19 protein-coding genes and 1 pseudogene are annotated in these 24,374 nt (G+C 59.4%); 10 read left to right on the top strand and 10 right to left on the bottom strand.

What is annotated here, in order from left to right; genetic code table 11:
- Positions 1–23: 23 nt before the first annotated feature.
- The 3 genes from P8K07_12940 to P8K07_12930 all read left to right on the top strand — a co-directional run bounded on the left by P8K07_12940 (position 24) and on the right by P8K07_12930 (position 4,074).
- Positions 24–839: a DUF3050 domain-containing protein gene (locus P8K07_12940; GenBank protein ID MDG1959421.1), complete on the top strand. Its 816-nt coding sequence runs from the start codon at positions 24–26 to the stop codon at positions 837–839.
- A 98-nt stretch (positions 840–937) separates the two neighbouring features.
- Positions 938–2,968 (top strand): PQQ-binding-like beta-propeller repeat protein, encoded by a 2,031-nt coding sequence (locus P8K07_12935; protein ID MDG1959420.1) that lies wholly within the window; start codon positions 938–940, stop codon positions 2,966–2,968.
- On the top strand, positions 2,965–4,074 hold the full coding sequence (locus tag P8K07_12930) for a hypothetical protein (GenBank protein MDG1959419.1): 1,110 nt from the start codon (positions 2,965–2,967) through the stop codon (positions 4,072–4,074). Before P8K07_12935 ends, P8K07_12930 begins: the two co-directional genes overlap by 4 nt.
- On the opposite strand, the gene P8K07_12925 is transcribed toward P8K07_12930, so the two are convergent.
- Positions 4,064–5,260: an MFS transporter gene (locus P8K07_12925; GenBank protein ID MDG1959418.1), complete on the bottom strand. Its 1,197-nt coding sequence runs from the start codon at positions 5,258–5,260 to the stop codon at positions 4,064–4,066. The two genes, P8K07_12930 and P8K07_12925, sit on opposite strands and share 11 nt — an antisense overlap.
- 86 nt (positions 5,261–5,346) lie before the next feature.
- Here P8K07_12925 and P8K07_12920 point away from each other — a divergent pair, with 86 nt between their 5' ends.
- Positions 5,347–6,420, top strand: a complete 1,074-nt coding sequence (locus P8K07_12920) for a Gfo/Idh/MocA family oxidoreductase (GenBank protein MDG1959417.1) — start codon at positions 5,347–5,349, stop codon at positions 6,418–6,420.
- On the opposite strand, the gene P8K07_12915 is transcribed toward P8K07_12920, so the two are convergent.
- Both P8K07_12915 and P8K07_12910 read right to left on the bottom strand, forming a co-directional pair.
- Positions 6,421–7,377 carry a TauD/TfdA family dioxygenase gene (locus P8K07_12915; protein MDG1959416.1) on the bottom strand — a complete coding sequence of 319 codons (957 nt, stop codon included), beginning with the start codon at positions 7,375–7,377 and terminating at the stop codon, positions 6,421–6,423.
- Positions 7,378–7,429: 52 nt separating this feature from the next.
- Positions 7,430–7,660, bottom strand: a complete 231-nt coding sequence (locus P8K07_12910) for a hypothetical protein (GenBank protein MDG1959415.1) — start codon at positions 7,658–7,660, stop codon at positions 7,430–7,432.
- Positions 7,661–7,765: 105 nt separating this feature from the next.
- On the opposite strand from P8K07_12910, the gene P8K07_12905 reads away from it, so the two are divergent.
- A complete protein-coding gene (locus P8K07_12905) occupies positions 7,766–7,969 on the top strand; it encodes a hypothetical protein (GenBank protein MDG1959414.1) in 204 nt (67 codons plus the stop codon).
- A gap of 43 nt (positions 7,970–8,012) precedes the next feature.
- Positions 8,013–9,053, top strand: a complete 1,041-nt coding sequence (locus P8K07_12900) for an alcohol dehydrogenase catalytic domain-containing protein (GenBank protein MDG1959413.1) — start codon at positions 8,013–8,015, stop codon at positions 9,051–9,053.
- On the opposite strand, the gene hxpB is transcribed toward P8K07_12900, so the two are convergent.
- From hxpB to P8K07_12875, 5 genes and pseudogenes are all read right to left on the bottom strand, one after another.
- Entirely contained in the window at positions 9,022–9,735 is a 714-nt protein-coding gene (gene hxpB, locus P8K07_12895) for a hexitol phosphatase HxpB (GenBank protein ID MDG1959412.1), read from the bottom strand. The two genes, P8K07_12900 and hxpB, sit on opposite strands and share 32 nt — an antisense overlap.
- 10 nt (positions 9,736–9,745) lie before the next feature.
- Positions 9,746–10,273 carry an MAPEG family protein gene (locus P8K07_12890; protein MDG1959411.1) on the bottom strand — a complete coding sequence of 176 codons (528 nt, stop codon included), beginning with the start codon at positions 10,271–10,273 and terminating at the stop codon, positions 9,746–9,748.
- Between the two features lie 53 nt (positions 10,274–10,326).
- A complete protein-coding gene (locus tag P8K07_12885; GenBank protein ID MDG1959410.1) occupies positions 10,327–11,676 on the bottom strand; it encodes a carbohydrate-binding protein in 1,350 nt (449 codons plus the stop codon).
- A pseudogene (locus tag P8K07_12880) lies at positions 11,650–12,441 on the bottom strand (glycoside hydrolase family 16 protein). Before P8K07_12880 ends, P8K07_12885 begins: the two are co-directional and overlap by 27 nt.
- Positions 12,442–13,235: 794 nt before the next feature.
- The gene (locus P8K07_12875) at positions 13,236–15,086 is read right to left on the bottom strand and encodes an ABC transporter ATP-binding protein (GenBank protein MDG1959409.1); all 1,851 of its coding nucleotides are present in this window, start codon (positions 15,084–15,086) and stop codon (positions 13,236–13,238) included.
- 135 nt (positions 15,087–15,221) lie between these two features.
- On the opposite strand from P8K07_12875, the gene P8K07_12870 reads away from it, so the two are divergent.
- Positions 15,222–15,542, top strand: coding sequence for a hypothetical protein (locus P8K07_12870; GenBank protein MDG1959408.1), 321 nt, complete (start codon positions 15,222–15,224; stop codon positions 15,540–15,542).
- A gap of 34 nt (positions 15,543–15,576) precedes the next feature.
- Here P8K07_12870 and P8K07_12865 read toward each other — a convergent pair whose 3' ends face one another.
- Positions 15,577–17,865, bottom strand: a complete 2,289-nt coding sequence (locus tag P8K07_12865) for a 3'-5' exonuclease (GenBank protein MDG1959407.1) — start codon at positions 17,863–17,865, stop codon at positions 15,577–15,579.
- Between the two features lie 211 nt (positions 17,866–18,076).
- Here P8K07_12865 and P8K07_12860 point away from each other — a divergent pair, with 211 nt between their 5' ends.
- The 3 genes from P8K07_12860 (at position 18,077) to P8K07_12850 (ending at position 21,973) form a co-directional block, all read left to right on the top strand.
- Positions 18,077–19,192, top strand: a complete 1,116-nt coding sequence (locus tag P8K07_12860) for an alpha/beta fold hydrolase (GenBank protein ID MDG1959406.1) — start codon at positions 18,077–18,079, stop codon at positions 19,190–19,192.
- Between the two features lie 9 nt (positions 19,193–19,201).
- Complete coding sequence (locus P8K07_12855) at positions 19,202–19,801, top strand: RlmE family RNA methyltransferase (GenBank protein MDG1959405.1); 600 nt, start codon at positions 19,202–19,204, stop codon at positions 19,799–19,801.
- A gap of 234 nt (positions 19,802–20,035) precedes the next feature.
- Entirely contained in the window at positions 20,036–21,973 is a 1,938-nt protein-coding gene (locus tag P8K07_12850; protein ID MDG1959404.1) for a hypothetical protein, read from the top strand.
- 26 nt (positions 21,974–21,999) lie between these two features.
- Here the strand turns inward: P8K07_12850 and P8K07_12845 are convergent, their stop codons facing one another.
- Positions 22,000–24,372: an endonuclease MutS2 gene (locus P8K07_12845; protein ID MDG1959403.1), complete on the bottom strand. Its 2,373-nt coding sequence runs from the start codon at positions 24,370–24,372 to the stop codon at positions 22,000–22,002.
- Between the last annotated feature and the right edge of the window lie 2 nt (positions 24,373–24,374).

Below are 24,374 nucleotides of genomic sequence, written 5' to 3'. Positions count from 1 at the left end.
AAAATATACCCAGGTTCCATGTCATGGCCACAACTTCTCTCCAAGTTTCTGCCCCATCGCCCCTCGAGGATTTACTGATCCGTGCTGAATGGCCTCAAGCAGAAGCCGACCAGATTCGAGCTCTCGAGAAAAGGACGCGTCAGCATCCTCTTTTCGAGACTTTGAACACGACAACCCGACTGGCGGCTTTTGCCGAGATTCACGTTTTTGCGGTTTGGGACTTCATGGCTCTTCTCCATTCCGTGCGCTTGGGGATCTGCCCCGGAGAAACGCTCTGGCAACCGCCCGCGCACCCGAACTCTGCTCGTTTGCTGCACGAGATTCTCCTCGAGGAGGAGTGTGGCATTTCCTTGAACGGAGAGCCGCTCTCGCATTTCGAGTCCTATCTTCTGGCGATGCGCGGTATGGGCGCCTCGCCGCAGCCCGTTTTGGATTTTCTTGAAGATTTGCGAAAGGGCCGACCGACGCTTGAAGCGTTGGAGAATCATGCGGCGAAGCCGGCACGAGCTTTTGTCGAGACGACATTGGCGGTGACGGAAAGCGACCTGGCCGAACGCGTCGCCGTTTTGTGCGTGGGTCGCGAAAGATTGATCCCGGAAATGTTCCCGGTCCTCGAAGCTTCGATTCCAACGCTCTCCGATACGGGGGACCTCTCGGCGTTTCGGTTCTATCTCGAGCGGCATATCGAGGTTGATGGAGAGGCACATGGTCCGGCGACCGCGGATCTGGTCGGGATTCATGCACGGGGCAATGCGAAAGCAGCGCAGGCAGCCGTCGCTGCACTCGAGGCTCGGGTGGCGCTCTGGGATGGGATTCTCGAGGTATTGCTCGAAGGTTAGACGAGTTTCCCGGTCTTCCCCGACGCCTTCGGGCGCGCGACCTTGATCTGCTTTACAAGATTGGAAAAACGCCGCAGGGTTCTCCCATGCGATTGTGCGTGAGGCTGGCAAAAATCTGCTTTACCCTCCTGTTGCTTCTCGGTCTGATTCCGGGCTGTCAGAAAAGCATTGCGGTGGACGTGGAAAAGCCGACACCGGGGGAGTGGCTGACCTATGGCGGCAGTCTGGCGCGCAACTTTTCTCGCGCGGATGAAGCGATTCTGACCCGGGAGAATGTCGACCGTCTCGTTCCGCTCTGGCGCTTCACAACGGGTGCTGTCGTTACGGCATCGCCGATCGTCGCCTGGGTGGAGTTCCCCGACGGCACGCGCGTCAAGATGGTCTTCATCTCTTCGTGGGATGGAAACTTTTACGCCCTGCGTGCCGATAACGGATCTTTGGTCTGGAGCTATCGGTTCAAGCCGCACCCGGGCGCTTCCTTCCCCAACGCAGGATCGGCGGCCGTAGCGGATATCGATGGACGACGACGAGTTTTCGTGGCGGGCGGCATGACGATGTATGCTCTGGAGGCGGCAACCGGAGAGCTTCTTTGGGAGTTTGATGCAGGAACCGGCTGTACGGATTGCGGTTTTCTGGAGGAACGGAACGAGATCCTTTCCTCACCGGCAGTTTTTGAGGGGCTTGTCTATTTTGGAATGGACATCAATGACTTCGGGGACGGGAAGGGCGGATTCTATGCCGTCGACGCGCGTGACGGGACGCTGCGCTGGTACTTCGATGTTGTCACCGGCGCTCATTGCCGTCCCGATCCGAATGACGAGGTCCGTCGCTTTGATGGCTACCATTCCGCGAGCGCACTCGGTCTCGCCGACGACTTCCTCTCAACGCGCGAGGGCTGCGGGTTCGACAGGACCGGTGTTGCGTGTGGCAACGTCTGGTCGTCGGCGGCGATCGATCCGACGCGACGTCTTCTTTATGCCACGTCGAGCAACTGTGACACCGATTATGACCCCGAGACTTCGGACCCCGAACCCCCGATGCCACCCTATGATGAGGCCCTCTTTGCTCTGGACCTCGACACAGGAAAGCCTCGGTGGAAATGGCGCGCCTATGAAGTCGATAATGAGGATCTCGCGATTGGTGCGGTGCCGAATCTCTTTACCGCAGAGATTGAAGGGCAGAAGCGCGAGGTGGTTGGCTACGGTCAGAAAAATGGCTTCTACTATCTCCTCGATCGTGACGGAGAAAATGAGCTCACCGGGAAGATCGAGCCCTATTGGCAGACGCAAGTGGTTCCAGGTGGCGATATCGGAGGAATCATTGCGAGTTCGGCGGTGCTCGATGGACGTATTTATATCAGTACGGCGATCGGCACGGACCTGAGTTCGCCGCAGCTACCGGCCGCCTTTGCGGTGGATAGTTCCGATGGAGAGATTCTCTGGGCGAGCCCCGATTCGATGCCGAGTTATGCGCCAACCTCAGCCATTCCCGGCGTGATGATGGCGGGGTCGCTCGGCGGTTCCGTTTTCCTCTACGATGCGGAGACGGGCGAGGTTCTCAACCGGCTTCCGGTCAGCGGACCGGTTTCTTCGCCAGCGGTGGTTGCGGACGGCGTGCTTTTCGTCGGGTCGGGCACGGGTGCTCGTGGAGGATCTCCAGCGAGTATCGCTTTTTTGACTTCTCTTCTGCCGAACCCGATCTCCGCTTTTTGCCTGAGCGGAACGGAGGGTTGCCCCGAGGGTGGCGTCTGCGACGACGGCAATACCTGCACCGAAGACCTGCCCCGAGATGAAGGTATCTGTCGCCACCCCCGGAAGGCGAATGGGGTCGAATGTTCTGTTGGTGCTTTCGGTGGATTGTGTCAAGAAGGATTATGTCTGGTGGCGGAACGCATTTGTGAAGACGAGAACCAATGCACGGTCGATCGCGTGACCGCGTCCGGGTGTCGCTACGAAGTCCTTCCCGATGGCACGCCGTGTGTCATTCGAGATGATGCGGGGCAATGCCGTCGCAGCCAGTGCGAAAAGTTGGAGCCGATCACGGGCCTCGAGGAAGGGACGACTATCAAGAACCGCACTGGCGCGACTCAAGCGAATCCGACAGGAGCAACCACAGGAGAACGTTCATGAAGCAGAATCATTTTGGAATCCGATTCGCTGGCGTGGCAGGCCTTGTCGCGATCCTTGCCTGCGGATGTGGCGACAGCGAGGAGCGTCAGCCGATTGCTTTTGGCGCCGAGGGAAATCGGCTGCTGGCATACGAAACGCAGGAGCCATGGGCGGTCCAGACGGTGATTGAGCGATACTCGGAGGATCCCGGTGGCTGGGACATCAACGGACAGATTTGTTTCAAGCCGGATGGCTCGGGGCGGTTTATTGCCGGGGAGGATACGGGACAGCCGACACCGCCTGCCGGGTATGGATTCTTTCAGCTCGCCGGAAGACGGGTTGGGGAGCTCTCGGCGACTCGCGTCGGAAAGCTGACACCGACCTATCAGGAATCGCGGAGCCAACCCGAACCCTATGGTTGCGGTTTTCTGAAAGACGGTCGGCTTCTGACCACGGATGTGGGGAATCAGTCCTCGGGGCCCCCGACTGGCCAGTTGATCATCTGGTTTCCGCCTTTTGACGGAGATTCGGTGAGCTATTGCAAGCTTGATATCGGCATTGGCACCGCGGGCGGCATCTTTGTGGATGATCAGGACCGCGCCTATGTCGCCAGTGCGAGGGAAACGGCAGGTGTCTTTCGTTTTGACCCGCCCTATCCGACATCGAATCAAGCCTCGGGTGGATGCGGCCGGCTGGATGCGACCGGAGCGCCATTGGCCGATCGCGTCCAGCGAGAGAACTTTATCGTGGCGAACCCGAACTCGCCGACTCCGAACGCGGTCGCGCCATCGGCCAGGGATTCCCTCTACATCTCAAGTGTCTTTAATGGGGTGATCGCAGAATACGATTTCTCTGGCGATTTTATTCGACGGATTCTGGAGCCCCCTGCGGGGGAGACTCTTGGCTCGGTACCATTTAGTACAGGCACACCGATGGGAATTGCTGTCGATCGCTCGGGTCGACTCTTCTATGCGGACCTCGGAATTCGGGTCAGCGAAACCGGGATCGGTCCGGGCCGCCTCGCTGGGAGCTACCGTGTGATTGAATTCATCGATGGGAAACCGCAGGCACCCAGAACGCTTGCCTCGGGATTGGCATTTCCGGATGGAGCGGGGGTCATGGAGTGATGCGATTCATATAAGGCCTTGCATGAAGCCAGGCGACCGACGTGGCGAGGACAAGAAGGATACCCACCCCGAGCAATGTTGCGTGGAAACCGGACCGATCGATGCTGGCGCCCACCAATGGGCCCAGAACGAAAAAGCTGAGACGGAAAAGAAGGCTTCTCAGCGAAAGAAAAGCCGCTCGATCGTCTGACGGAATCATCCGTTGCTCGACGTGGTGAAGAGCCGGCGCGACCAGCCCGCGAATGGCGGTCAGAAAGAAGTAGAAGACGAAGCCCCACCAGGCATGAACGAGAGAGAGACCGGCGTAGCCGACAGCAGCAAGAGCGACGCCGACAAGCGCGAGCCGTTGCGTGCCGAGAAATTTATCGGCCTTGGTACTCGTGAGCGCGGTCAGGGCGACAGTGTAGTTCGCCACCGCCCACAGCACGCCGATCCAGGCCGCCGGCACACCGGCAGCTTCTGCGTAGAGCGGGATGATCCAGACCGGAATAAAGGAGCACAAGCCAAGCACGATAATCAGAAAAATGATTGCCCGGAGCCCCCGGTTTTCAATGAGGGCCTCTCGGGTGATCTTGCGGATTCGTTCACCGTGTTCGGCTCGGGGCTGTGCGCTGCGAGCAGGTTCGGTCAGAGAGAACGCTACGCCGAAAGCGGCGATCCAAACCGGAATCTGCAAGAGAAAAGGCAGCGTCGGGGATAGCGTATAGAGGACGCCCGCCGCGAGAGCTGCTGTACCCTCCGCACCCTGACCGGCAAAACGGATGCGCCCCATCCACTTTGTGAATGCGGACTCCTGCCGCATGGCGATCAGAGATTCATAGAGCAGGGCGGAGTCACAACCTGAAATCAGTGCCATTGCGAGACCGAGGATAAGTTCGGCCACAAGGATCCCCGTGAAGTCGCTTGCCAAGAGATAAGCCGACCAGCCTGAAACTCCGAGTCCCGCAGCGACCATCAGGGTGCGCCGATAACCAATCCGATCCGCGATATAGCCGGAAGGAAATTCGGCGAGGACCATAGCGAGACCAAAAATACCCTGGAGGAGCAGGATCGCGCTCATATCCAGTCCCAATTCCCGGTTCTGGTAGAGGGTGATGATCGCGACCGGAAACAGAGTCATCTGCAAGGCGTTGAAACCGGCGAGACGCGGCAGATTTCCCGACAGGTCGGTTGCAGTGGTGCTCATGGGGGGGAGCATTGTCAGCAAAGATGGTGGGAAGCTAGCCGGCGGGTGGCCGAAGCACTTCGAGATTGTATAGTCAGGACGAGATTATGACGATCGGTTACGGACTTATTGGCACGGGCATGATGGGAATCGAGCACGCAATGAACCTTGCGGTGATCGACGGAGTCGAGATTGTCGCGGCGTCCGACCCGCATCCAGAACCCCGGGAGTGGATTCGCCCGGTACTGCCGCCCGAGACGCCTGTCTTTTCCGATACCGAGGAATTGCTCGCCCGTGCCGATGTTGAGGTGGCGGTGATCGCATCCCCGAACTTCACGCACCGTGAGGTGCTGGAAAAGGTGCTGGCTTCGGGCAAGCACGTTCTCGTCGAAAAGCCCATGTGCACGACTTTGGAAGACGCGGTCTGGGCGCATGAGATGGCGAAACGCTATGCGGGTCTTTTCTGGGTGGGTCTCGAATATCGCTATATGGCTCCGATCCAGCGACTGGAAGCCGAATTGCGTGGCGGCACGGCCGGTCAGACTCGCATGATTTCGATCCGGGAGCACCGCTTCCCCTTCCTTCCCAAGGTAAAGGACTGGAATCGGTTCAATCGGAATTCGGGCGGCACCTTTGTCGAGAAATGCTGTCATTTTTTTGATCTGATGCGACTTTTGGCTCGGAGCGAGCCAAGGCGGATTTATTGTTCGGCAGCGCAGGATGTGAATCATCTCGACGAATCTTACGACGGTGAAATACCGGATATTCTGGATAACGGTTTCGTGATTGTGGATTTTGCGAACGGGATCCGCGGGATGCTGGATCTGTGCATGTTCGCCGAGGGGTCGCGGGAGGAGCAGGAAGTTTCTGTGGTGGGCGATCGCGGAAAGTTGGAGGCTCTGATTCCGAGCTCCCGATTTATACTGGGCAAGAGATCGCCAGTTTCTGTTGCGGAAGAAGTGATTGAGGTTGATGAAACTATTCTCAAGGCAGGCTTTCATCACGGCTCGACCTATTTCGAACACCAGGCCTTTTTGGAGGCCCTGCGGCACGGCCAACCGCCGGAGGTTTCGTCCTGGGACGGATTGATGTCGGTGGTGATGGGGCTTGCCGCACAGGATTCTGCGGAACAAGGCCGAGCGGTCGAGATCTCCGAGTACGACCTGCCCGAGCGGGACTGATCATCCGGCAGCGAGCGCTGCCAGAATCCGGCGTTTCCCTGCAAAAGGTTTGCGGCCATGCATCACCCGATCGTTATTGACCAGGCAGACGTCGCCGGGTTTCCACATCAGGTCGAAGGTGAGTTCCTCCGCTATCGCGCTGGCGGTCGCGACGCCATTGTCGGGCAAGGGGGTTCCATCGCCGAAGGTAATCGCGCGCGAAGGATCATTGCGCGTATCCTTCCACCCCTGTGTTGCTGCGATCAACTGGTTGAAAAAGCTTCGACGCCCATCTGGTAGAACCTTTACGGCGGGAAGCACGGGCGTGGTGGCGCGCAGGGCATCGCCATCGAGCCATTCCCATACGTAGCCAAGCTCCTCGAGACGCCTTTCTGCCTCTTCCCGGGTCTCGGCTGCGAAGGTGCTTCGCCAGCTGCGGCCCATGCTCGAGCCGGGGTCAGCAACACCCGCCATCACGTTGGTGTAGCGCAGCCCCTTGTTTTCGCAGTCAGTCGCAAATAGGGAGTCGCGTTCGCAAAGATGTTCCCACAGGATATCGGATCGACATAAGGGCGTAGCGCCACCCTCGGTCGCCGCGAATTCACAGAAGAAGAACAAGGCACTCGGGGGCCGTGGTGTCTGCGCCATTTCGTGGTGAAGAAAGATCGACAGGTGCGCGGGGGCCTCGTTGGCGGAAAAGACCCTGTCGGTAAATGAGATCCGATGGGCATTCGAGAGCGAATCCGCGTAGGGAAACGCGGGCAGCCCCAGGGCACCGACAAAGGTATCGAAGGTTTCGGCATCGATGATGGGCAGTCCTCGCACGAGAACGGCACCATCGCGGGCCATGAACTCGAGCAGGGCCTCGCGATAGGTCACCACCCAGTCTCCAATTTCGGGCGCGCTTTCTGCTCGAACACCTGGAGGGAAAAGTCGGCCGCCGAAATCTCTGGCGTGAGGGATTTCAATTGATTCCATAGTCGCTCGTAAAAGTCTTTCCCGCATGATCTGTCGGAAGGGGTTTCGCCGATCAGTCCTGTTTTGGATCTTTGGCCTTCTCGTGCTTGGCGCCCTGTTCGGCAGCCGCAGCTGCCTCTTCGACGCCGCCGCTCTCACCCGGATTCTCGATACTCTCGAGATACGCGGAAGGAGCTTCGATTCCTTGCGCAGGGGCGTCGTTTTCCGCCCGCACCGAGGAAGGGATGGCAAAACAGACGATCCCGGTGGCGAGCAACGCAATTGCCGGCAGACGATCTTTCATGGAGTCGAGATTAACATGCCGGGCCCGGAAACCGAGAGAAAGGAGACGGACAACGGTTGTCCTTGGCGACCGCTAGGATCTATCTCAAAGGGAGAGAGATCTATCATGCGTATAGCAATTATTATCGGATTGATTGGTGTGGCTTTGGTGGTCAGTGCAGGCGAACCTCAGGGTGGTGAGGAAGGCGGGCCGCGGCTGGAAGCAAAAATTTGTTCGCCCTCGTGGCGCATGTCCGTGGAGCGTCGGCTGGTGTCCCTCGAGGACCAGGCCGATATGCTCGAAGACGAGATCGACGAAATCCGCTACTGAAAGGCCTTGCCCCTGTGGTCCGGTTACGACAGGATCGCGTCCCATGCGCGGCATTGTGTATCACGGAGCAGGAGACATGCGGGTCGAGTCGGTACCCGATCCCAAGCCACAGGACGCTCGCAGTGCGATCGTGCGGGTCGAGGCAACGGCAATCTGTGGATCGGATCTGCATCTATACCATGGCCTGATGATGACCGATGGGCCGTTTACAGTCGGCCATGAGTTCATCGGTGAGGTGGTCGAGGTTGGCTCCGAGGTGAGGAACTTCAAGAGCGGCGACCGCGTCATCGTCGCCGGCGTCATTGGTTGCGGCGACTGCGATAGTTGCCGCCGCGGTGAAGTGGTCCGGTGCCTGAACCATATGAACCGCGTTTTTGGCGTCATGCCGGATCTACCCGGCGGTCAGGCTGAAGCGGTCGCTGTGCCCGGGGCGGATTATTCCATGACGCTGATGCCCGATGGGATCTCCGAGGAGCAGGCGGTCCTTCTCACCGATATTTTGCCGACGGGATTTTTCGGGGCGAAATCGGCACGGATTAACCCCGGTGACACCGTAGCCATCCTGGGTGCCGGCCCGGTTGGCATTCAGGCGCTTATTTGTGCGCAACTCTACGGACCGTCGCGCATTATCGTCGTGGACCCTGTGCCCGAGAGGCGAGCGCTTGCGGTATCGCTGGGTGCCGAGGCCGTGACGCCGGACAATGCACTGATGCACGTGATCGAAGCGACCGGTGGGCAAGGGGCGGATGCCGTGATCGAAGCGGTTGGCGCTCAGGAGACGATCCACTCCGGCATGATGCTCGCGCGCCCCGGAGCGGTGCTGGCGGTGATCGGTGTGAATCTGGAAATGGATTTTCCCTTGCCGATGCCATTGGCGGTGACCAAGGATCTGACCATGGCGTTCGGCGTGGTCCCGGTGCCGGAATTCTGGCCGGCGTTGATTCCGCTTCTGCAATCCGGGCGGATTCGGCCGGAAGCGGTCTTCAGCCATCGGTTGGGCTTGAGCGAGGGGGCCGAAGCCTATCGCCGCTTTGACAAGCGGGAAGATGGTTTCATGAAGGTGCTTCTGGACCCGACGAGCTGAGGCCGCTCAGCTCCCCCAAGGTATCGACGTCCAGGTCTTCCAGAGAGGCCAGCCAACCCGTGGCGCCGGCACCCAGCAGGTCGTCTCGGGAGGCCGTCGCCTCGCCAACGGCAATACACTTCATGCCGGCGCCGGTGGCGCTTTGGACGCCCGCTACAGAATCCTCGATGGCGATGCATTGATCTGCCGCGTAGCCCAGGCGACGGGCACAGAGGCGGTAGACAGCTGGATCCGGCTTGCCGCAGTCCACCTCGGATGCCGAGGCAATGGCAGAAAAAGCATCTTCCAGATCCAGCCGCTCCAGAACCGCCTCAATCAGGGAGAAGTCCGATGAGGTCGCCAAGCCAAGCGGAATTCTCTGACGGCGCACGATTGCGATGGCCGTGGCCACACCGGGAAGAGGCGCCCCGGAAGAGCGCGCCCAGTCGGCCATCTTGCCGGTGATCTCGGCACTGATCTCGGCAGCGTCTCCTCTGAAGGGGTAGCGCTCGCGCCAGTACTCCACGCAAGCATCCATGCGCAGCCCGGTGGTCTGCCGGGTCATGGCTTCGGTCAGGGGCACGCCAAGTTCTCTGAAGATCTCGACCTCGGCGATTTTCCAGTTCGGCTCGGAGTCGATCAGCACGCCGTCCATATCGAAGATGATGGCGATTCCGGATTCGGCGTTTTTCGCGGCCTTCATCCGGCAAGCGTTACCCATGCACCGAAATGAACACAACGAGCACGGCCAGCATGAGGACTGAGGGATAGAAGGTCAATGCAAAGCCGAAGGCGCGGCCCGGAGCACCTTTTTCATATCCGGCAAAGAAAAAGATTCTTCCGATCCCGAAGGCGATGGCAGCCACGAAAGGTACTGACAGCCATTGTGGTGGCATCCAGACAGACCAGCAAAGGTAAATTCCCCCGGCGAGGACGGCCTGCTCAAGTGTGTTCTGCAGCAGGGATTGCAGGATCCGCGCTCGGGCCGACCCCGCCCCACCGGCGGCACCGTCCATGTCTGCCGGTGTCAGAAAGCGATGCTTTGCGAGACGCCCGATCGTAATCGCGAGCGAGACGATCAGGACCATGCACGACCCGGCGGCCAGACGCAGGCGGCTTTCCAGATCGAGATTCGCGGTCAGTTCGAGCGGGTTCCACGCCATGCTGGCAGCGACCAGAGTGATGCCCACGCCCAATGCGGCCAACATTCCTGCCAGAACACCGCGTTGTTTCGTTGTCATTCCCACCCGGATGGATCCCCTCGGAGAGCGCTCTCATGTTTTGCCCCCCAGTGCTACTGCTGTCGGGCCCAATCGATCCAGTCCAGATTGAAGTCTCCGTCGTCGATATCGATGCGCAGAAGATGGTCGCCGGCCATCAGGTCGATGCCTTCCAGGCGAAGTTCCTGCCAGCTCTGCCAGTTCCCGGTCGGTGCAATGGCCACCGGGTCGGTCAGGGAATCGCCCCCCAGCGATAGGCGCAGCACCGATCCATTTCCCTCCGAGGCGACCCGGAGCGTGAGGTCATAACGACCGGATTCCAGAATCCGAATCGAGTAGGTCAGCCATTCTCCGTCCCGCGTCCACCCCAGGTTGATTCCCCCGTCGGCAGTCGGCTCCAGATCTACGCCGTCCTCGCGATAGGCACCCCCTTCATTCCGGCCGTCGCGGTCGAGATAGGCGCTCCCCGGGCAACCCGCATCATAATCCTCTGCTTCGAGTCGGCCGGGGATCTGCATGCGTTCACCCGAAAAAGGTTTCGGATCGTCGCAGATGGCGGCACCCGCATAGTCCGGACGGAACCGGAAAGACGAAGAGTCGTCGATTTCATAAGCCTCGGTCCAGGGGGAGTAGGTGGTGGCCTCGACGTCGCCATCCGCATGGAATTTGTAGGTTCGCAGCAAGGCCTGCGAGGGGTTGTCGCATTGATAATCGGTGAGGACGGAATATACGACACCACCCAGCGCGTTCTCGAGAGGCAGGAAGCGCTCGCGGGCACATTCATGACCGGACACAATCAGGAAGACATTCGCGTGGTTCTGGAGCACTTCGTTCCAGAGCAGCCAGTTGCCGGGAAACTCATGGGTTGAGACGATCACGCGCTTGTCGGGATGTGCGCCGAGGACTTGATTGGCCCACGCGCGCACGTCGGCAAGAGGATCCCATTGCAGGTGCAGCACAAGGTAGGTGTGCGGTCCGGCGGTAAACGTCTGATAGCTGTTGGTGTTCTTGTTGGACGGATACGACCCGCCGTACCAGGCCTCTTCCTCGTAACGCCAACGAGGAAAGTATTCATTGAAGAGGTTATCGCGGCGGCCCCAGACGCGATCATCCGCATCGTGATTGCCGAAGGTCAGGCCATAAGGGACGACGCCATCGAGTTGGGAAAGCGCCCGGTCGGCAATCTCCCACTGGGTTCTGCTGGGACCCCAGTCGACGATATCCCCGAGGTGGGAGACGAATTTGATATTGTCCGCCGCGACCCGTGACGCGATCCATTCCGTCTGCCGGTCGAATTGCTCCGGTACGGCCTGATTGGTTCGACTCGTCATATATTGCGTGTCGGGCAACACGACGTAGGTAAATGGCTCAGGATGGACCTCGGGTACCACTCGCTCGTAAGCGCGCACATAATCAATCAGCATTCTTTGCGGGAAAGTGGTTGTACCGTCGGGGTAGCCCGGCCACTGCCCGCCAACCGCGATATTGAGAATGAGAAAGAAGGGGTGATCGAAAACCCAATCTTCCGGGTTGGGCAGATCCCCGGGAGTGAGAGTGTGCACGAGGTTGTCATCCACGAACCAGCGGATTTCGCCAGGCGACCAGTCGATACGAAAGACGTGAAAGTCATCGGCGAAGGCCTCACCGGATGGCAGTTCGAAAGATCCTGTGAGGCCCGCGCCTCCGGAATAGCCCGGACCGTGGATGGTGCCGTAGACGGTTCCCGGCTCCCGACCGATATTCTCCATGATGTCGATCTCGCCGGTAGCGGGCCAGCCGACTTCGCGGAAGTCGTTGCCGAGCGTCCAGAAGGCCGGCCAGATCCCTTGTCCGTAGGGCAACCGCAAGCGTGCCTCGAATCGCCCGTACATCTGATCGAATAACCCCTCGGTCGTCAGGCGTGCAGATGAATAGAGACAACTGCCATACCAACAACTTGAAGAGGGCACAGTTTCTTCGCGAGCCGTGATCACGAGATGTCCGTCACCATCGTGCGCCGCATTGCGGGTGCTGTCGGTGTAGAACTGATGTTCCTGATTGCCCCAGCCCCAGCCACCGACTTCCGCACGCCATCGTGCGGCATCGGGTGGACTGCCAGCGGCTTGCGAGAACTCATCCGACCAGCGCAGGACCCAGTCTGGATCGCTTGCCGGAGGATCGTTCGGTGGGGGCGTCGGGGATGGCACCACGGTCGGCGTCGGCTGAGCGGTCGGCAGAGGTGTCGCTTCGGGACGAGGTGTCGCTTCGGGACGAGGTGTCTGTCCGGGCGTCGGGTCGGGTTGGGGGGTATGCTGCGGCGTCGGCTGAGGAGTGGGCGGCGCTCCAGTTGGCACCAGCGCCTCTCCGATCACCGCGAAGGTGGTGTCCGCGCTTGTCAGGTTCCCTGCTGCATCTCGCGCCTCGATGATCAGGCGAAAACTGCCGGGGGCTTGCGGGGCATGCGTCCATCGCCAATGGCCATCTGCATCGACGACCGCGGCAGGATGCATTTCGCGATCGCCCCAAGTTTGATCTGGGCGCCACCAAAGACCGGTTTCGATGTGCTGCAGGGCTCCCTGAATACTGGTGACAGCCTGGTCGTCAGCGACATAGCCCCAGAAATTACTTTCGATCCCGGTGCGCATGACGACATCCGGCGTTGGCCATTGCAGTGATAATTCCGGTGGTTCCGTGTCGGGCGTTTCGGGAACCGGCCAGGAGCCGCAAAGACCGCTGGGGTCCGGCTCATCTTGCGCATGCGCCTGACCGCTCCCCGCGCTGCTGGCCAATATGATCACGACAACCAACGCCGCTCCAACCCTTCCCGATGCTCTTTGCATAAGCCCCCCCAGGACAACCATCCGATACCGAATCCGTTCTATCGACGTGAAAATAATCGGACGATTCACCGGGAAACTTCATGCCTTTGGGTTGCTGCAGCGCGCGATGGTGCGGCTGCTGCTGCGGTTCCTCAGGGGCCTGAGGGGGCGGACGCGGGGTCGGCTCAATGGTACCCGGATGCCTGCAGACGGAACATTCGCGCGTAGGTTGCATCGTTGGCCATGAGTTCCTCGTGCGTTCCGAGTTCGGTCAGCACCCCGCGTTCGAGGACGGCGATTCGATCGGCGAAGCTCACGTTGGCAAACCGGTTCGTGATCAGGATGGTTGTTCGGTTGGCCGTCAGGGTGCGGAAGCGTGCGAAGATCTCTGCCTCAGCTTCGGCATCGAGTGCCGCGGTGGGTTCGTCGAGAATCAACAGAGGTGCAGGACGCATGAAGGCACGCGCAAGAGCCAGGCGCTGCCATTGACCGGTCGAAAGCTCTTCTCCGCCAAACCACCGTCCGAGGATTTGGGCATATCCGTCCGGTAGAGCCTCGAGCGTTTCTGCGATGCCCCCCTCATGGGCGGCCTTGCGAATGGCATCTTCGTCGCCCATGGCCGGAAGCCATCCGACGCCGATATTGTCGGCCGCGCTGAAATGGAAGCGAACAAAATCCTGAAAGATGATACCCATTCGTGAGCGCAGGCCGGCGGGACCTAACTGCTCGATCGGTGTGCCTCCGACGCGTATTTCGCCCGAGTTGGCGCGATAGAGGCCGGCCAGAAGTTTCACGAAAGTCGTTTTTCCCGCGCCGTTGGGGCCCACCAGCGCAAGCGTTTCGCCCGGCGCGATCTTCAGGTCCAAGTTCTGTATCGAGTCTCTCGGTATGCCCGGGTAGCCGAAGCGAACCTGAGAGAACTCCACAGAGATGCCTTCGGCGGCGGAGATCGAGTCCGTCAGCGACGGAATTTCTTCGTGAGGCTCGTCTTCGGGTGTCTCCAGATACTCGAAGAGATTGGTCATGAAGAGGTTGTTTTCGTAGAGGCGGGCAAGGGAGAGCAGTCCGTCCTGAAAAGATTTCTGTCCTTGACGAAAGGCGGTCAGGTAGAGAGTCAAGGAGCCAACCGAAACGATGCCGCGAGCAGCGTCGATCACCACCCAGGCGTAACATCCATAGACAGCACAGGAGGCGACAATGCCGAGCGCGATTGCCGCCGTGCCGCGCCGCCGCTCGAGGCCGGCGTCTTCGCGGTGAAAGCGTTGAAAAGTTTTTCTGTATCGATCCAGCAGCATTGAGCTCAAGGAAAAAAGTTTTACTTCCTTGGCGCTCTCGGTTCGCGAGATCAGAGATTCCAGATACTGCGCCCGCCGCTTCTCGAACATGCGCGATCGATTCAGGCGAAAGGCTTCACGCCCGAAGCGCGCCTCCGCGACAAAGGGTGGTATCGCCGAGCCCAGAAGAATGATCACGGCCCAGGGACTCCAGGAGAGGAGGACAACCAGATAGCCCGACAAGGTGAGGGAGGATCGAAGGAAGCGGAGAATCTGGCGGACCACATCCAGCGGCCGGGAACTCGCTTCTCGTCGGGCCTGCGACAAGCGGTCGTGAAAATCGGGATCCTCGAAGTTGTGGTAGCCAACGTGAATGGCCTTCTCGAGAATGGCGGTATTGACGCCAAGAGAGAGGGCCGAACGGAGTTGGACTTCCGCGACCTGATTGAGCTGCGTGACTCCCGAGCGGCCAATTACCAGGAGCGCCTCGACCGCGACCCAGAAAAGCGCCCCCGATATATCGGGGGCGCTGCCCGTAGCGGAGGCAACGACGGCATCGATCAGCTCCTTGCCGACCCAAGCGATTCCAACGGGAAGCAGGCCCTCGATGAAGGCGAGAAAGATCAGTAATAGCGCCAGCCTCGAGTCCGCACGGAAGAGCAATTGCAAGGCACCGCGGGCATTTCTCAGCAAAAGGAGAAGCCCCTCGCGCTTGCCTTGGGGGGCCTCGGAGCCCGTCCGGGGTGCGCTGGGGTCAGCCATGACCTCTTTGAGAACATGCCCGACCGGGACAGGCAATCCCGCCTCCATCTCCGAAAGTCGGCGGACCGGAGCGTTTGGGGGGTGGTCTGATGGCGCCGAGTGGGATAGAGAGGAAGAGAAGAATTGAGGATATCCATGAAAATGCTTCGAAAAATTGCTGCGGCCGTAATGGTTGTCATGCTTCTGGCGGCTCCCGCGAGAGCTGTGGACGATTATGATGATTCACAGTCCAACCCTTTTCGGATCATTGCCTATGTTCTGCATCCGATCGGTTACGCAGTCGAATGGCTCTTCACTCGACCGTTTTATCGGCTGGTTTCGCAAGACGATCTGGAGCCGATTTTTGGTCATGTCCCGCATGAAGGGTTCGATTACGAGAGCTACTCCGAAGGTCTTTCCACTGGCGTGGCCATCGGCGGCAACTCCGACACGATCGCCGAGCGTTCGCACCGCTGATCCTCAGCCCTGAGGCGGGCCATTACCCGTGCCACTACCCGTGCCAAGGCCCCTCTTGCCCCATGATTTGCAGGGGCGCGTAGCGGGCAATCAGCTTCTTGATTCCATAACGCTCGAATTGGATGGTCAGCTTGGTGGCCCCACCGGTGCCTTCCTTGCGTCGCACTACGCCGGCACCAAATTTGGGGTGATTGACCACGGTCCCCACGCGCAGCGGGGTCGCTGAGACGTCCTCGCTGAATTCCTGGCCGACACTGTAGTCGATCCGAGGCTCGTCCGTGTCCAATTCCTCGGAACTGTGTTCTCCGAGCTCGATCAGTCGGTCAATTCCCTTTTGCAGGCTCTCCTTGACCGGCGACGGCTCGAGGTCTTCGAGGACATCACCGAACAGACCCACTGGTTGCACAAGGCTTGCTGGTATCTCGCGCAAGAAGCGCGAAGCCGGGTTGTTCTGGCTTGTGCCAAACAAGATACGGTGGCGAGCCCGGGTCAGCACGAGTTCCTCGCGAGCCCGCGTCATGCCGACATAGCAGAGACGACGTTCTTCCTCGATGGTTCCCTCGTCCATCGAGCGAATATGCGGGAAGACTCCCTCTTCCATCCCGACGAGGAAAACCAGCGGGAACTCGAGGCCCTTCGAGTTATGCAGGGTCATCAGGCTCAGAGCGCCACGACCATCATCGTTTTCGTCCATGGCCGTGACCAGAGCCGCTCTTTCAAGAAAGGCTTCGATAGCCGTCGTGGTATCGGGGTATACGACTCCGGTTTCGGCTTCGTGAGCAGCCCCGACCAGTTCTTCGAGGTTTTCGGCACGGGTTTCGGCTTCGTGGGTTCCTTCGGCACGTAGCCTTTCCAGGTAGCCGCTTTCGATCAGAATTCCTTCCACCAGACCGCTCAGGCTCGCCTGTGCGACTCTCTCGCGGAGGTTTGTGAGTAATTCGCGGAAGGCAAGAACGCGGCTGCGAGACGCTTTTCCGAGATTGACCAGTGAAGGGTCCGTCTCGAGGAGGTCGATCACCGAAGATATGGAGCGTCCGGTATCTCGCGCGGCCTGCAATAATTTTTGCTGAGTCGTATTTCCGATCCCTCGGGTCGGTGTGTTGATAATGCGCAAAAGACTGATGTCATCGTGGGGGTTCACCAACGAGCGGAGGTAGGCAAGAGCATCTTTGACCTCGCGCCGGTCGTAGAAGCGCGTACCTCCTAATAAAACGTAGCGTACGCCCTGACGCACCAGTTCCTCCTCGAGAACGCGGGACTGAGCATTCGTGCGGTAGAAAATAGCGATCTCGCCGGAGTCTCGCCCGCGGGATTGTGCGTCGAGAACTTCGCTTGTGACCCAGCGGGCCTCGGCTCGATCATCGGGAAATGTGCCGAGACGAATTTTCTCGCCGTCCTCGTCGTCGGTCCAGAGTTGTTTGCCGTGCCGTCCGGCATTGCAGGAGATCACGGCCCCGGCCGCTTCGAGAATATTGCCCTTGGATCGATAGTTCTGCTCCAGCCGGACAACGTGAGCATCTGCATGGTCACGTTCGAACTCCAGAATGGCGCGAACGTTGGCGCCGCGAAATCCGTAGATCGATTGGTCGTCGTCACCAACCACGCAGAGGTTGCCATTCGAGCCTGAAATCTTGTCGATCAAAAGATACTGGGCATGGTTGACGTCCTGATACTCGTCGACCAGTACGTGGCGGTAGCGCCTTTGAAATGTGCGTCGGACGTCGGAGTGCTCGGTAAGCAATCGAACCATGCCGGTGATGAGGCTACCGAAATCGAGAGCGCCAAGCTGGTGAAGGAGTTCTTCATAGCGTCGGCCCGCCTGAATCATCCCCTCCGACCATGTGGGCCCCGGACTCAACTTTGCCGGATCCAGAGCCTGATTTTTCATTCGATCGATCATCGATCGAAGAAGCCGCGGCGGGACCTCTTCATCGTTGACCTCGGTTTCCTCGAGAGCGCGCTTGCACAAGGCAAGGGAGTCGGCGTCATCGTAGATCGCAAAACTCGACGGTAGTCCGAGCTTGGGTGCATAGCGTCGCAGCCATCGCGCGCACGTGGAGTGAAAGGTTCCGACGGTCAAATCGGAGATCCGGTCTCCCACGAGATCGACCAATCGCTCACGCATCTCCCGGGCGGCTTTGTTGGTGAAGGTGACCGCGAGAATCTCGTGGGGCGATACGTCATGCTTCTCGATCAAGTGAGCGATCCGGTAGGTCAAAACCCGCGTTTTTCCACTCCCCGCTCCCGCGAGGACGAGCAGGGGACCCTCACCGTGGCGCACGGCTTCGGATTGTTGCGGGTTCAGCGAATCGAGATCGAGCACGTTTCGTCGTCCTGTCCTTTGGGGAACGCGAAGTTCATTGGCGCCCGATCATCACGATGTGCACGGGACGGTTTATCGCCTTTCGTCTGGACCTCGGAGGCGAGATCCGTAATGTTGGACTCCTGTCGGCGCACACGACGGTCTTACATAATAAGGGCAACCCTGTGAAGGCTGCCCCGGTTGGATTGGCCGTCCGGAAGGAATCTATCTGATGAAAAAAATCAAACGTCTCTCTGGTGGAATTTTGCTTCCCGCCCTCGCTCTGCTTTTGGCTTCCTGCGGGGGCTCGTCGGACGGGGATCCAATTGCGTTCGTGCCACCTGATGAGCTCGGGTCCTATACGGTAGGTCATACGGTGGACGTCGTCACGGATTCCTCGCGCGGCGATCGCCGGTTGCCGATCGACCTCTGGTACCCGGCCGTGCCGGACGCCAATCTGGAATTCACTGTTTATCCCCTACAGGGGGATACCGGGATTACTTCCGAGATCGCCTATCGAGATGCCAAGCCGGACCCGGCAAGGGAATGGCCGATGCTGGTATTCTCGCACGGCTTTGGTGGGATCAATACGCAGTCGCTGCCCTTGATGGAATATTTGGCAAGTCGAGGATTTGTGGTGGTGGCTCCGGAACACACAGGCAATACCAACAGCGATAGAAGTTCGACGGATCCGGGCGGTGATCGAGCCCCGGATATCTCTGCGGTGATCGACTTCATGCACTCGCGCTGCACCGATACCGAGGACGCCTTTCATAATGTCGTCAACACCAAGCAGGTCGGCGTGATGGGGCACTCCTACGGTGGTTTTACCGCGACGTCGGTCGCAACCGGCTTCCGCAATCAGGCCCCCGACCCCCGAGTTGTCGCGATTATGCCAATTGCTGCCGCGAATCGGGAAATTACGGACGCGGAACTCAGCAGGCTGGACATCCCGGCCCTCTTTCTCTGCGGGACACTCGATCCGCTTATCGAGCAACAGGAGCGAACGCTCGCTTTGGCCTCGAGTGACGTTCTTTTCGGCGTTTCGGTTTTGGGCGCGACACATACGCACTTCGCCAATATCTGTCAGATCGGCGATTGGCTGACCAGCATCGGCTTGACCAAGGAAACCTGGCCTTCGATCGGGGCATCAGCTCTGATCGGTCCGTATGAGGCCACATGTGAGCCGCCGGCTCTGGATATCGATATTGCCTTGCGAGCGCAGAATTTCTACGCAGGTGCATTCTTCGGGAGATACCTGGTTGGTGACCAGGCATACAATCCCTATCTGACCGAAGAATACGCAATCGCGAACGAGCCGGGAGTTATTTTCTTCTCCAACCAATAAGCTGATTTCGTGGTGCCGAAATACGACCGTAAAGATATACACTATCGCAAGGCCAAGAAGGAGGGTCTGCGGTCGCGTGCGGGCTACAAGCTCGAAGAATTACACAAGCGCCAGAAACTCTTTCGCCCGGGCATGCGGGTGGTGGATCTCGGATGTTGGCCTGGCGCCTGGTTGCAGATCGCTTCCCGGCTGGTTGGGCCCAGCGGTCGCGTGGTCGGCGTGGACCTTGCGGAATCGGAAGCGCTCCCCGGAAGTAATGTGGAAATTCTGCAAGGGGATGCGCGCGACCCAACCGTCAGAGAATCCTTGCGAGGTCTCCTCGGAGGCCCGGCAGATGTCCTGCTTTCCGATATGGCGCCCAAGCTGGCGGGTATCAAACATGCGGATGCAGCTCGACACGCCGAACTGGTTCGTGCAGCGATCGAGATGGCGCCGGTTGTTTTGCGCCCGGAAGGTTCTTTCGCGGCGAAGTTGTTCATGGATGCTGAATATGAGGGCTTGATTCAGGAGTTACGAGGGACCTTTCTCGGGGTCAAAACGGTCAAATTGGACACAACGCGTCAGCATTCCTCCGAGCTTTACGTCGTGGCGAAAAAACTACGTCCCTAGAACCATGGGGCCCGAGATGGCCCTGAAAATTTCAGGCACCGGCCAAATTTTTCGACGGGTTCTCCATAGCTGGCGGTTTGCTTCTCGATCGCTCCTCTCCGGCGATGATCAGCAGGGCTGTTGCCATGGCGGTTGCGGGGCAAAAAAAGCTCACAACAGCACGTCCGATGTGGGATAATCTTGCTGATTCCCGAGGGGGTCCAGCCAAACGTCGGTATGAAAATCTCTTCGCATATGAAAATTCGAACAACCCGTCTCGCGGTCTTGTTCTTCGTAGCGATGGGTTTGTCGGTGGCTCTCGCATCTTCCGTCCGAGCGGAGCGTTTTGGGCACGTCCTGGTTGTCGAAGATGATGGCCGTATTCTTGATGCGGCGAATCCTCTGCCGCTGGAGAATCGAAGGCTGGTATTTCGCCCGCGTGCGTCGGGGGGCTACGTCGCGGAAGAGAGCGCGGCACGCCGCCGTAACCGCACGCTGGGTACCGCGCTGGGTTTCTCTCCGGGAGAGGCCGCGCCGATCCGTGTCGATCTGAAGCGACCGATCCGATTTTATGGACGTTCCCATGATTCTATTTGGGTCCACCCGCACGGGGCGATCGCGTTCGGGGCGAATTGGCAGGTTGGCAGTGCTGCTCGAGCCAATGCACCGGGTAATCTTCTCGCCGCCGTGATGTCGGGCCCGCCCGTCATGGCGGGTCTCTGGAACGAACTGCTCCCGGGACGGGCGAACTCCAGTGGAGTTTTTGTGCATCAGGAAAAAGGCCGGGTCGCCATCAGCTGGCTGGATGTGGCTTCGGTCCGCCCGGCCGGAGCGAGAAACTCCTTTTTTATGGAGATCGACCGGGAGGGGCGCATTCTCGTCGAGTATTCCGCCCTGGCTACCCGTTGGGGGTTGGTGGGACTTTCCCCGGGGGCCGACCGCCTCAGCACCCGCGTCGAGGATATTCGCGAGGTTCGATCAATCAATGCCGAGGAAGCGGTGTTTGGCTGGTATCGAGACCGGCCGAGATTAAATTCCGCGGCTTTGTCTCGCCGCGTACATGCAGAGCTGCCCGACCGGTTCGAATTCCTGACCGTATTTACCGATCAGCCCGTAGATGCGCCTCATCTCGTGTACGCGGAGACAGTGGCGAATCAGACCTCGGGCTTGGGCCAGCCAATTTTCAATCATTCCGGCATCTTCGGTTCGGCAAACCTCGAACATCTGATCATCATGAATGATATCGGTTTTTGGGCGGATGATCCGACGGCATCGCCGATGCACCCGGCCTATAATTACGCCCCCTCGACTCTCGCCGTTCTGGCTCATGAAGCAGGCCACCGTTGGGTACCGAGATTTCTGGACGAGCCATTTATGCAGCACGCAGACTCGGGTCATTGGAGCCCCGGGTTGGCGAGTACAGCCTCGTTTCTGGGAGGAGCTGTTTTCGAGCCGGCCGGAGATGGCGCGTATCGCGTTGCGCGCACCATGGAGAGGTTTGGTTATCTGGACCGGTACCTCATGGGCCTGATCGAACCCGAAGAGGTCCCTCCTTTCTTTGCGCTGGAAACCGGGGATACGCCGGATCGTCCTTATCAAATCGGTGAAACCGTAACCGGCATTCGGCGCGAAGTAGTGATCGAGGATCTGATCCAACAACTGGGCGAGCGTTACCCCGACTCGAATCAATCGGTGAAGAAATTCAATATGGGATTTGTTCTTGTCGTGCCCTCGGGCTCGACGCCGGAGGCGCGGGACATCTACAAGATCCAGAGCCTGCGACGAGCTTTTGCGCCGTTCTTTCGAAAGGCATCCGGTGGGCGAGCGCGGATGGCGACCGGTTTGGGTGCTCGTCAGCCGATCCGACCGCTTTCCGGGGATATCGACCTGCTGGCGGGGCGCCCGAAAATTTTGCAGGCAGAAGTTTTTCCGGCGGAAGACACCGAGACCAACCTGGATCTGGATTGGGCAGACCTCGACGGGAACCTGACGCTACTCGAAATTATCATCGATCACGTCGGAGACACGGCACCGATCCGCGTGGATCTGGCAGCAGGAAGCTATGGTCGGCAGCGGGGGTCGGTGCAACTATCGCTTGCGGGACTGCCTCCGGGTGCTCGGGGTCTGGAGATTCTTTTAATCGACAGCGACGGGCAGACCTCGTCGTCTCTTCGGTTGCCCATGCCCTTGTAGCGGCCAATTTTTTTCGGAAAAGCAGGTCATCCGCGCAGGTACACAATTGTGGCCCCTGTACCGCCCTGCGCGGGCGGAGCTTCGGTGAAGTGATCGACATGGGGTGAAATCGTGAGCTGCTCCTGAACGGCCCGTCGCAAAGCGCCGGTTCCATGACCGTGCACGATCCTCACAGTTTCGCGAGAATCCAGCGCCTGCTGGTCGAGAAATTTCTCCAGCCTTTCGAGCGCCGGGCGGACTCGTTCGCCAATCAGGTGTAATTCGATTGACGAGCCAGCGTCGTCATTATCGGCTCGTTGTTGCGCGCGCTGAACACGAAACCCTCCGCTGGAGCCCGATTTGCCGGTCGAGGCAGGACCACCGACCCTCTCGAGTTCCTCCCGGGCGACATCGAAGCGAATTTTCCCTCGTCCGATCCGTGCACGATCGTCATTGAATTCGATGAGTTCGCCGACCAGACCGTTGCTGCGGATCCGCACCTGATCTCCCACCTTCGGCATTTCTCCGCTCGAGGCGTTCGGAGCTTTGGCCGAGGCCTCTTGATCGGCCGCATCCGCAATCGATTTTCGTTGATCACGAGCAAGGTCCACAAGCGGGCGCGCAAAATCGCGTGGATTCTTCCTCGCTTGATCGAGCAACTTGCGACCCTCGATCCGCAGTTCTTCGGCGAAGCGTCGCGCAGCCCCTAGCTCCTCGGACCATTTTTGTTGTTTTTTATCAGTCAGTTCTTTGACCAGACGTTCCTGCTCGGCATTCATGGCTTTGAATTTCAGCCGCTCGGCGAGAGCGTCGGAGACTTCAGCCTCCAGTTTTTTTCGTTGATTCTCCAATCGATCCAGCGCCGCCGCGAGATCGGCTGTGGCTTCACTCCGCTCTTCTTCGGCGCGTTGCACCAACGGGGCGGGCAGGCCGAGTCTTCGCGCCATGGTCAGACCCAGGCTGGGTCCTACGCTGTCATAGATCAATCTATATTTCGGAGCGAAACTTTCGGAATGGAAATCGACAGCCGCCACCCGAGTGCGTGGATGAGAGAGGGCGGCAACCTTGACTGTCTGGAAGTGCGTCGTCGCCAGCGTGCGTGAGCCGCGGGCGGACAGTTCTTCAAGAAGAATGCGAGCAAGCGCGGCACCGTCTTCGGGGTCGGTTCCGGTTCCGGGTTCGTCGAGCAAAACCAGAGTATCCGGTGTTGCAGCCGAGAGAATCTCGCCGAGGTTTTGGACATGTCCCGAGAATGTCGAGAGGTCATCCGCCACGTTTTGTCGGTCGCCGATATCGGTAAAGACCTGGTCGAAGAGGGGTATCCGAGCCTCGGGGGCGGCGAGAATGGGAATGCCGCATTGGACCATCAAGGCGGAAAGCCCGAGTGTTTTGAGGGCGACGCTTTTCCCCCCGGTATTGGGACCGGTGATGACGAGAAGATCAAATTCCTCGTCGAGCTCGATATCGACGGGGGTGACCTTCCGGTCGGTCATCACCAGCAGGGGGTGACGGACTGCGGGCAAAAGGATTTCGCGATCGGTGATCCGCGGACAAATGCCATCGTAGGTGCGCGCGAAGGAAACTCTTGCAAAAAGACCGTCGAGATCGACCAGAGTCTCGATATTGGTTCGTAAGGAGTCAGCGTTCTGCCCGATCGCTTCGGTGATGGCCGCCAGAATACGAGCCTCTTCCTCAAGTTCCTCCCGGACGGCCAACAAGAGCTGGTTATTATCTTCGACCGAAGAAAGTGGTTCGACGAAGATGGTTTCGCCGGAAGAAGATCGATCTTGGACGATTCCGGGAAGACTACCGGCGGCGCTTGCTCGCACGGGCAAGACAAATCTTCCATTGCGGACAGTGACGAACTGATCGGCGAAAGTTGTCTCGTGGGAGGATTTCTGGAGTAGTTTGCCGAGACGCGATTCAAGCCCCGACCGCAGCCCGCGTATCCGCCTGCGAATGCTTCGGAGTTCGGGGCTGGCCTCATCCCGCAATCCCCCCTCAGGATCCAGGCAACGCTCGAGCATCTCGCTCAGGGCCGGTAAATGGTGCAGCGACTGGGTCGCGGCCAACAGGCGTGGCCGACCGATGCTCCGATGGCGGAGCCAGGCCTGCATCTGACGAACAAGCGACAGGATGGCCACGACCTCGAGGCATCGCTCGGCCTCGAGAATGAAGCCTTCGGTGCGTGCGCTTGCGAGGATGGGGCGTATGTCCGGAAAGGAGCCCAGGGGAGCAAGTTCTTCGTCATTGGCCTCGCGCGCTTCGCCGACGCGGAAGAGCTCGGCTTCGACGGCGCTCCGGTGAATCAGGGGGTGTCGTTGGCGACAGCCTTCGGCGCCGGCCTTTGATGCAGCATGGCCTGCGACGGCATCGAGCAATCGAGGGAGTTCGAGGGTTTGAAAATCGCTGGGGCGCATCA

This window comes from Candidatus Binatia bacterium (genome assembly GCA_029248525.1).
Classification (GTDB): Bacteria; Desulfobacterota; Binatia; order UBA12015; family UBA12015; genus UBA12015.
This window is presented reverse-complemented; position numbering and strand designations above follow the sequence as displayed.

Coding starts and splice junctions, on each gene's coding strand:
- P8K07_12885 (MDG1959410.1), bottom strand. CDS start 11,676: ATGCTGATTGATTATGTGCGCGCTTACGAGCGAGTGGTACCCGAGGTC.
- P8K07_12930 (MDG1959419.1), top strand. CDS start 2,965: ATGAAGCAGAATCATTTTGGAATCCGATTCGCTGGCGTGGCAGGCCTT.
- P8K07_12900 (MDG1959413.1), top strand. CDS start 8,013: ATGCGCGGCATTGTGTATCACGGAGCAGGAGACATGCGGGTCGAGTCG.
- P8K07_12890 (MDG1959411.1), bottom strand. CDS start 10,273: ATGACAACGAAACAACGCGGTGTTCTGGCAGGAATGTTGGCCGCATTG.
- P8K07_12910 (MDG1959415.1), bottom strand. CDS start 7,660: ATGAAAGATCGTCTGCCGGCAATTGCGTTGCTCGCCACCGGGATCGTC.
- P8K07_12925 (MDG1959418.1), bottom strand. CDS start 5,260: ATGAGCACCACTGCAACCGACCTGTCGGGAAATCTGCCGCGTCTCGCC.
- P8K07_12915 (MDG1959416.1), bottom strand. CDS start 7,377: ATGGAATCAATTGAAATCCCTCACGCCAGAGATTTCGGCGGCCGACTT.
- P8K07_12870 (MDG1959408.1), top strand. CDS start 15,222: ATGAAAATGCTTCGAAAAATTGCTGCGGCCGTAATGGTTGTCATGCTT.
- P8K07_12920 (MDG1959417.1), top strand. CDS start 5,347: ATGACGATCGGTTACGGACTTATTGGCACGGGCATGATGGGAATCGAG.
- P8K07_12845 (MDG1959403.1), bottom strand. CDS start 24,372: ATGCGCCCCAGCGATTTTCAAACCCTCGAACTCCCTCGATTGCTCGAT.
- hxpB (MDG1959412.1), bottom strand. CDS start 9,735: ATGAAGGCCGCGAAAAACGCCGAATCCGGAATCGCCATCATCTTCGAT.
- P8K07_12905 (MDG1959414.1), top strand. CDS start 7,766: ATGCGTATAGCAATTATTATCGGATTGATTGGTGTGGCTTTGGTGGTC.
- P8K07_12850 (MDG1959404.1), top strand. CDS start 20,036: ATGAAAATTCGAACAACCCGTCTCGCGGTCTTGTTCTTCGTAGCGATG.
- P8K07_12875 (MDG1959409.1), bottom strand. CDS start 15,086: ATGGCTGACCCCAGCGCACCCCGGACGGGCTCCGAGGCCCCCCAAGGC.
- P8K07_12940 (MDG1959421.1), top strand. CDS start 24: ATGGCCACAACTTCTCTCCAAGTTTCTGCCCCATCGCCCCTCGAGGAT.
- P8K07_12860 (MDG1959406.1), top strand. CDS start 18,077: ATGAAAAAAATCAAACGTCTCTCTGGTGGAATTTTGCTTCCCGCCCTC.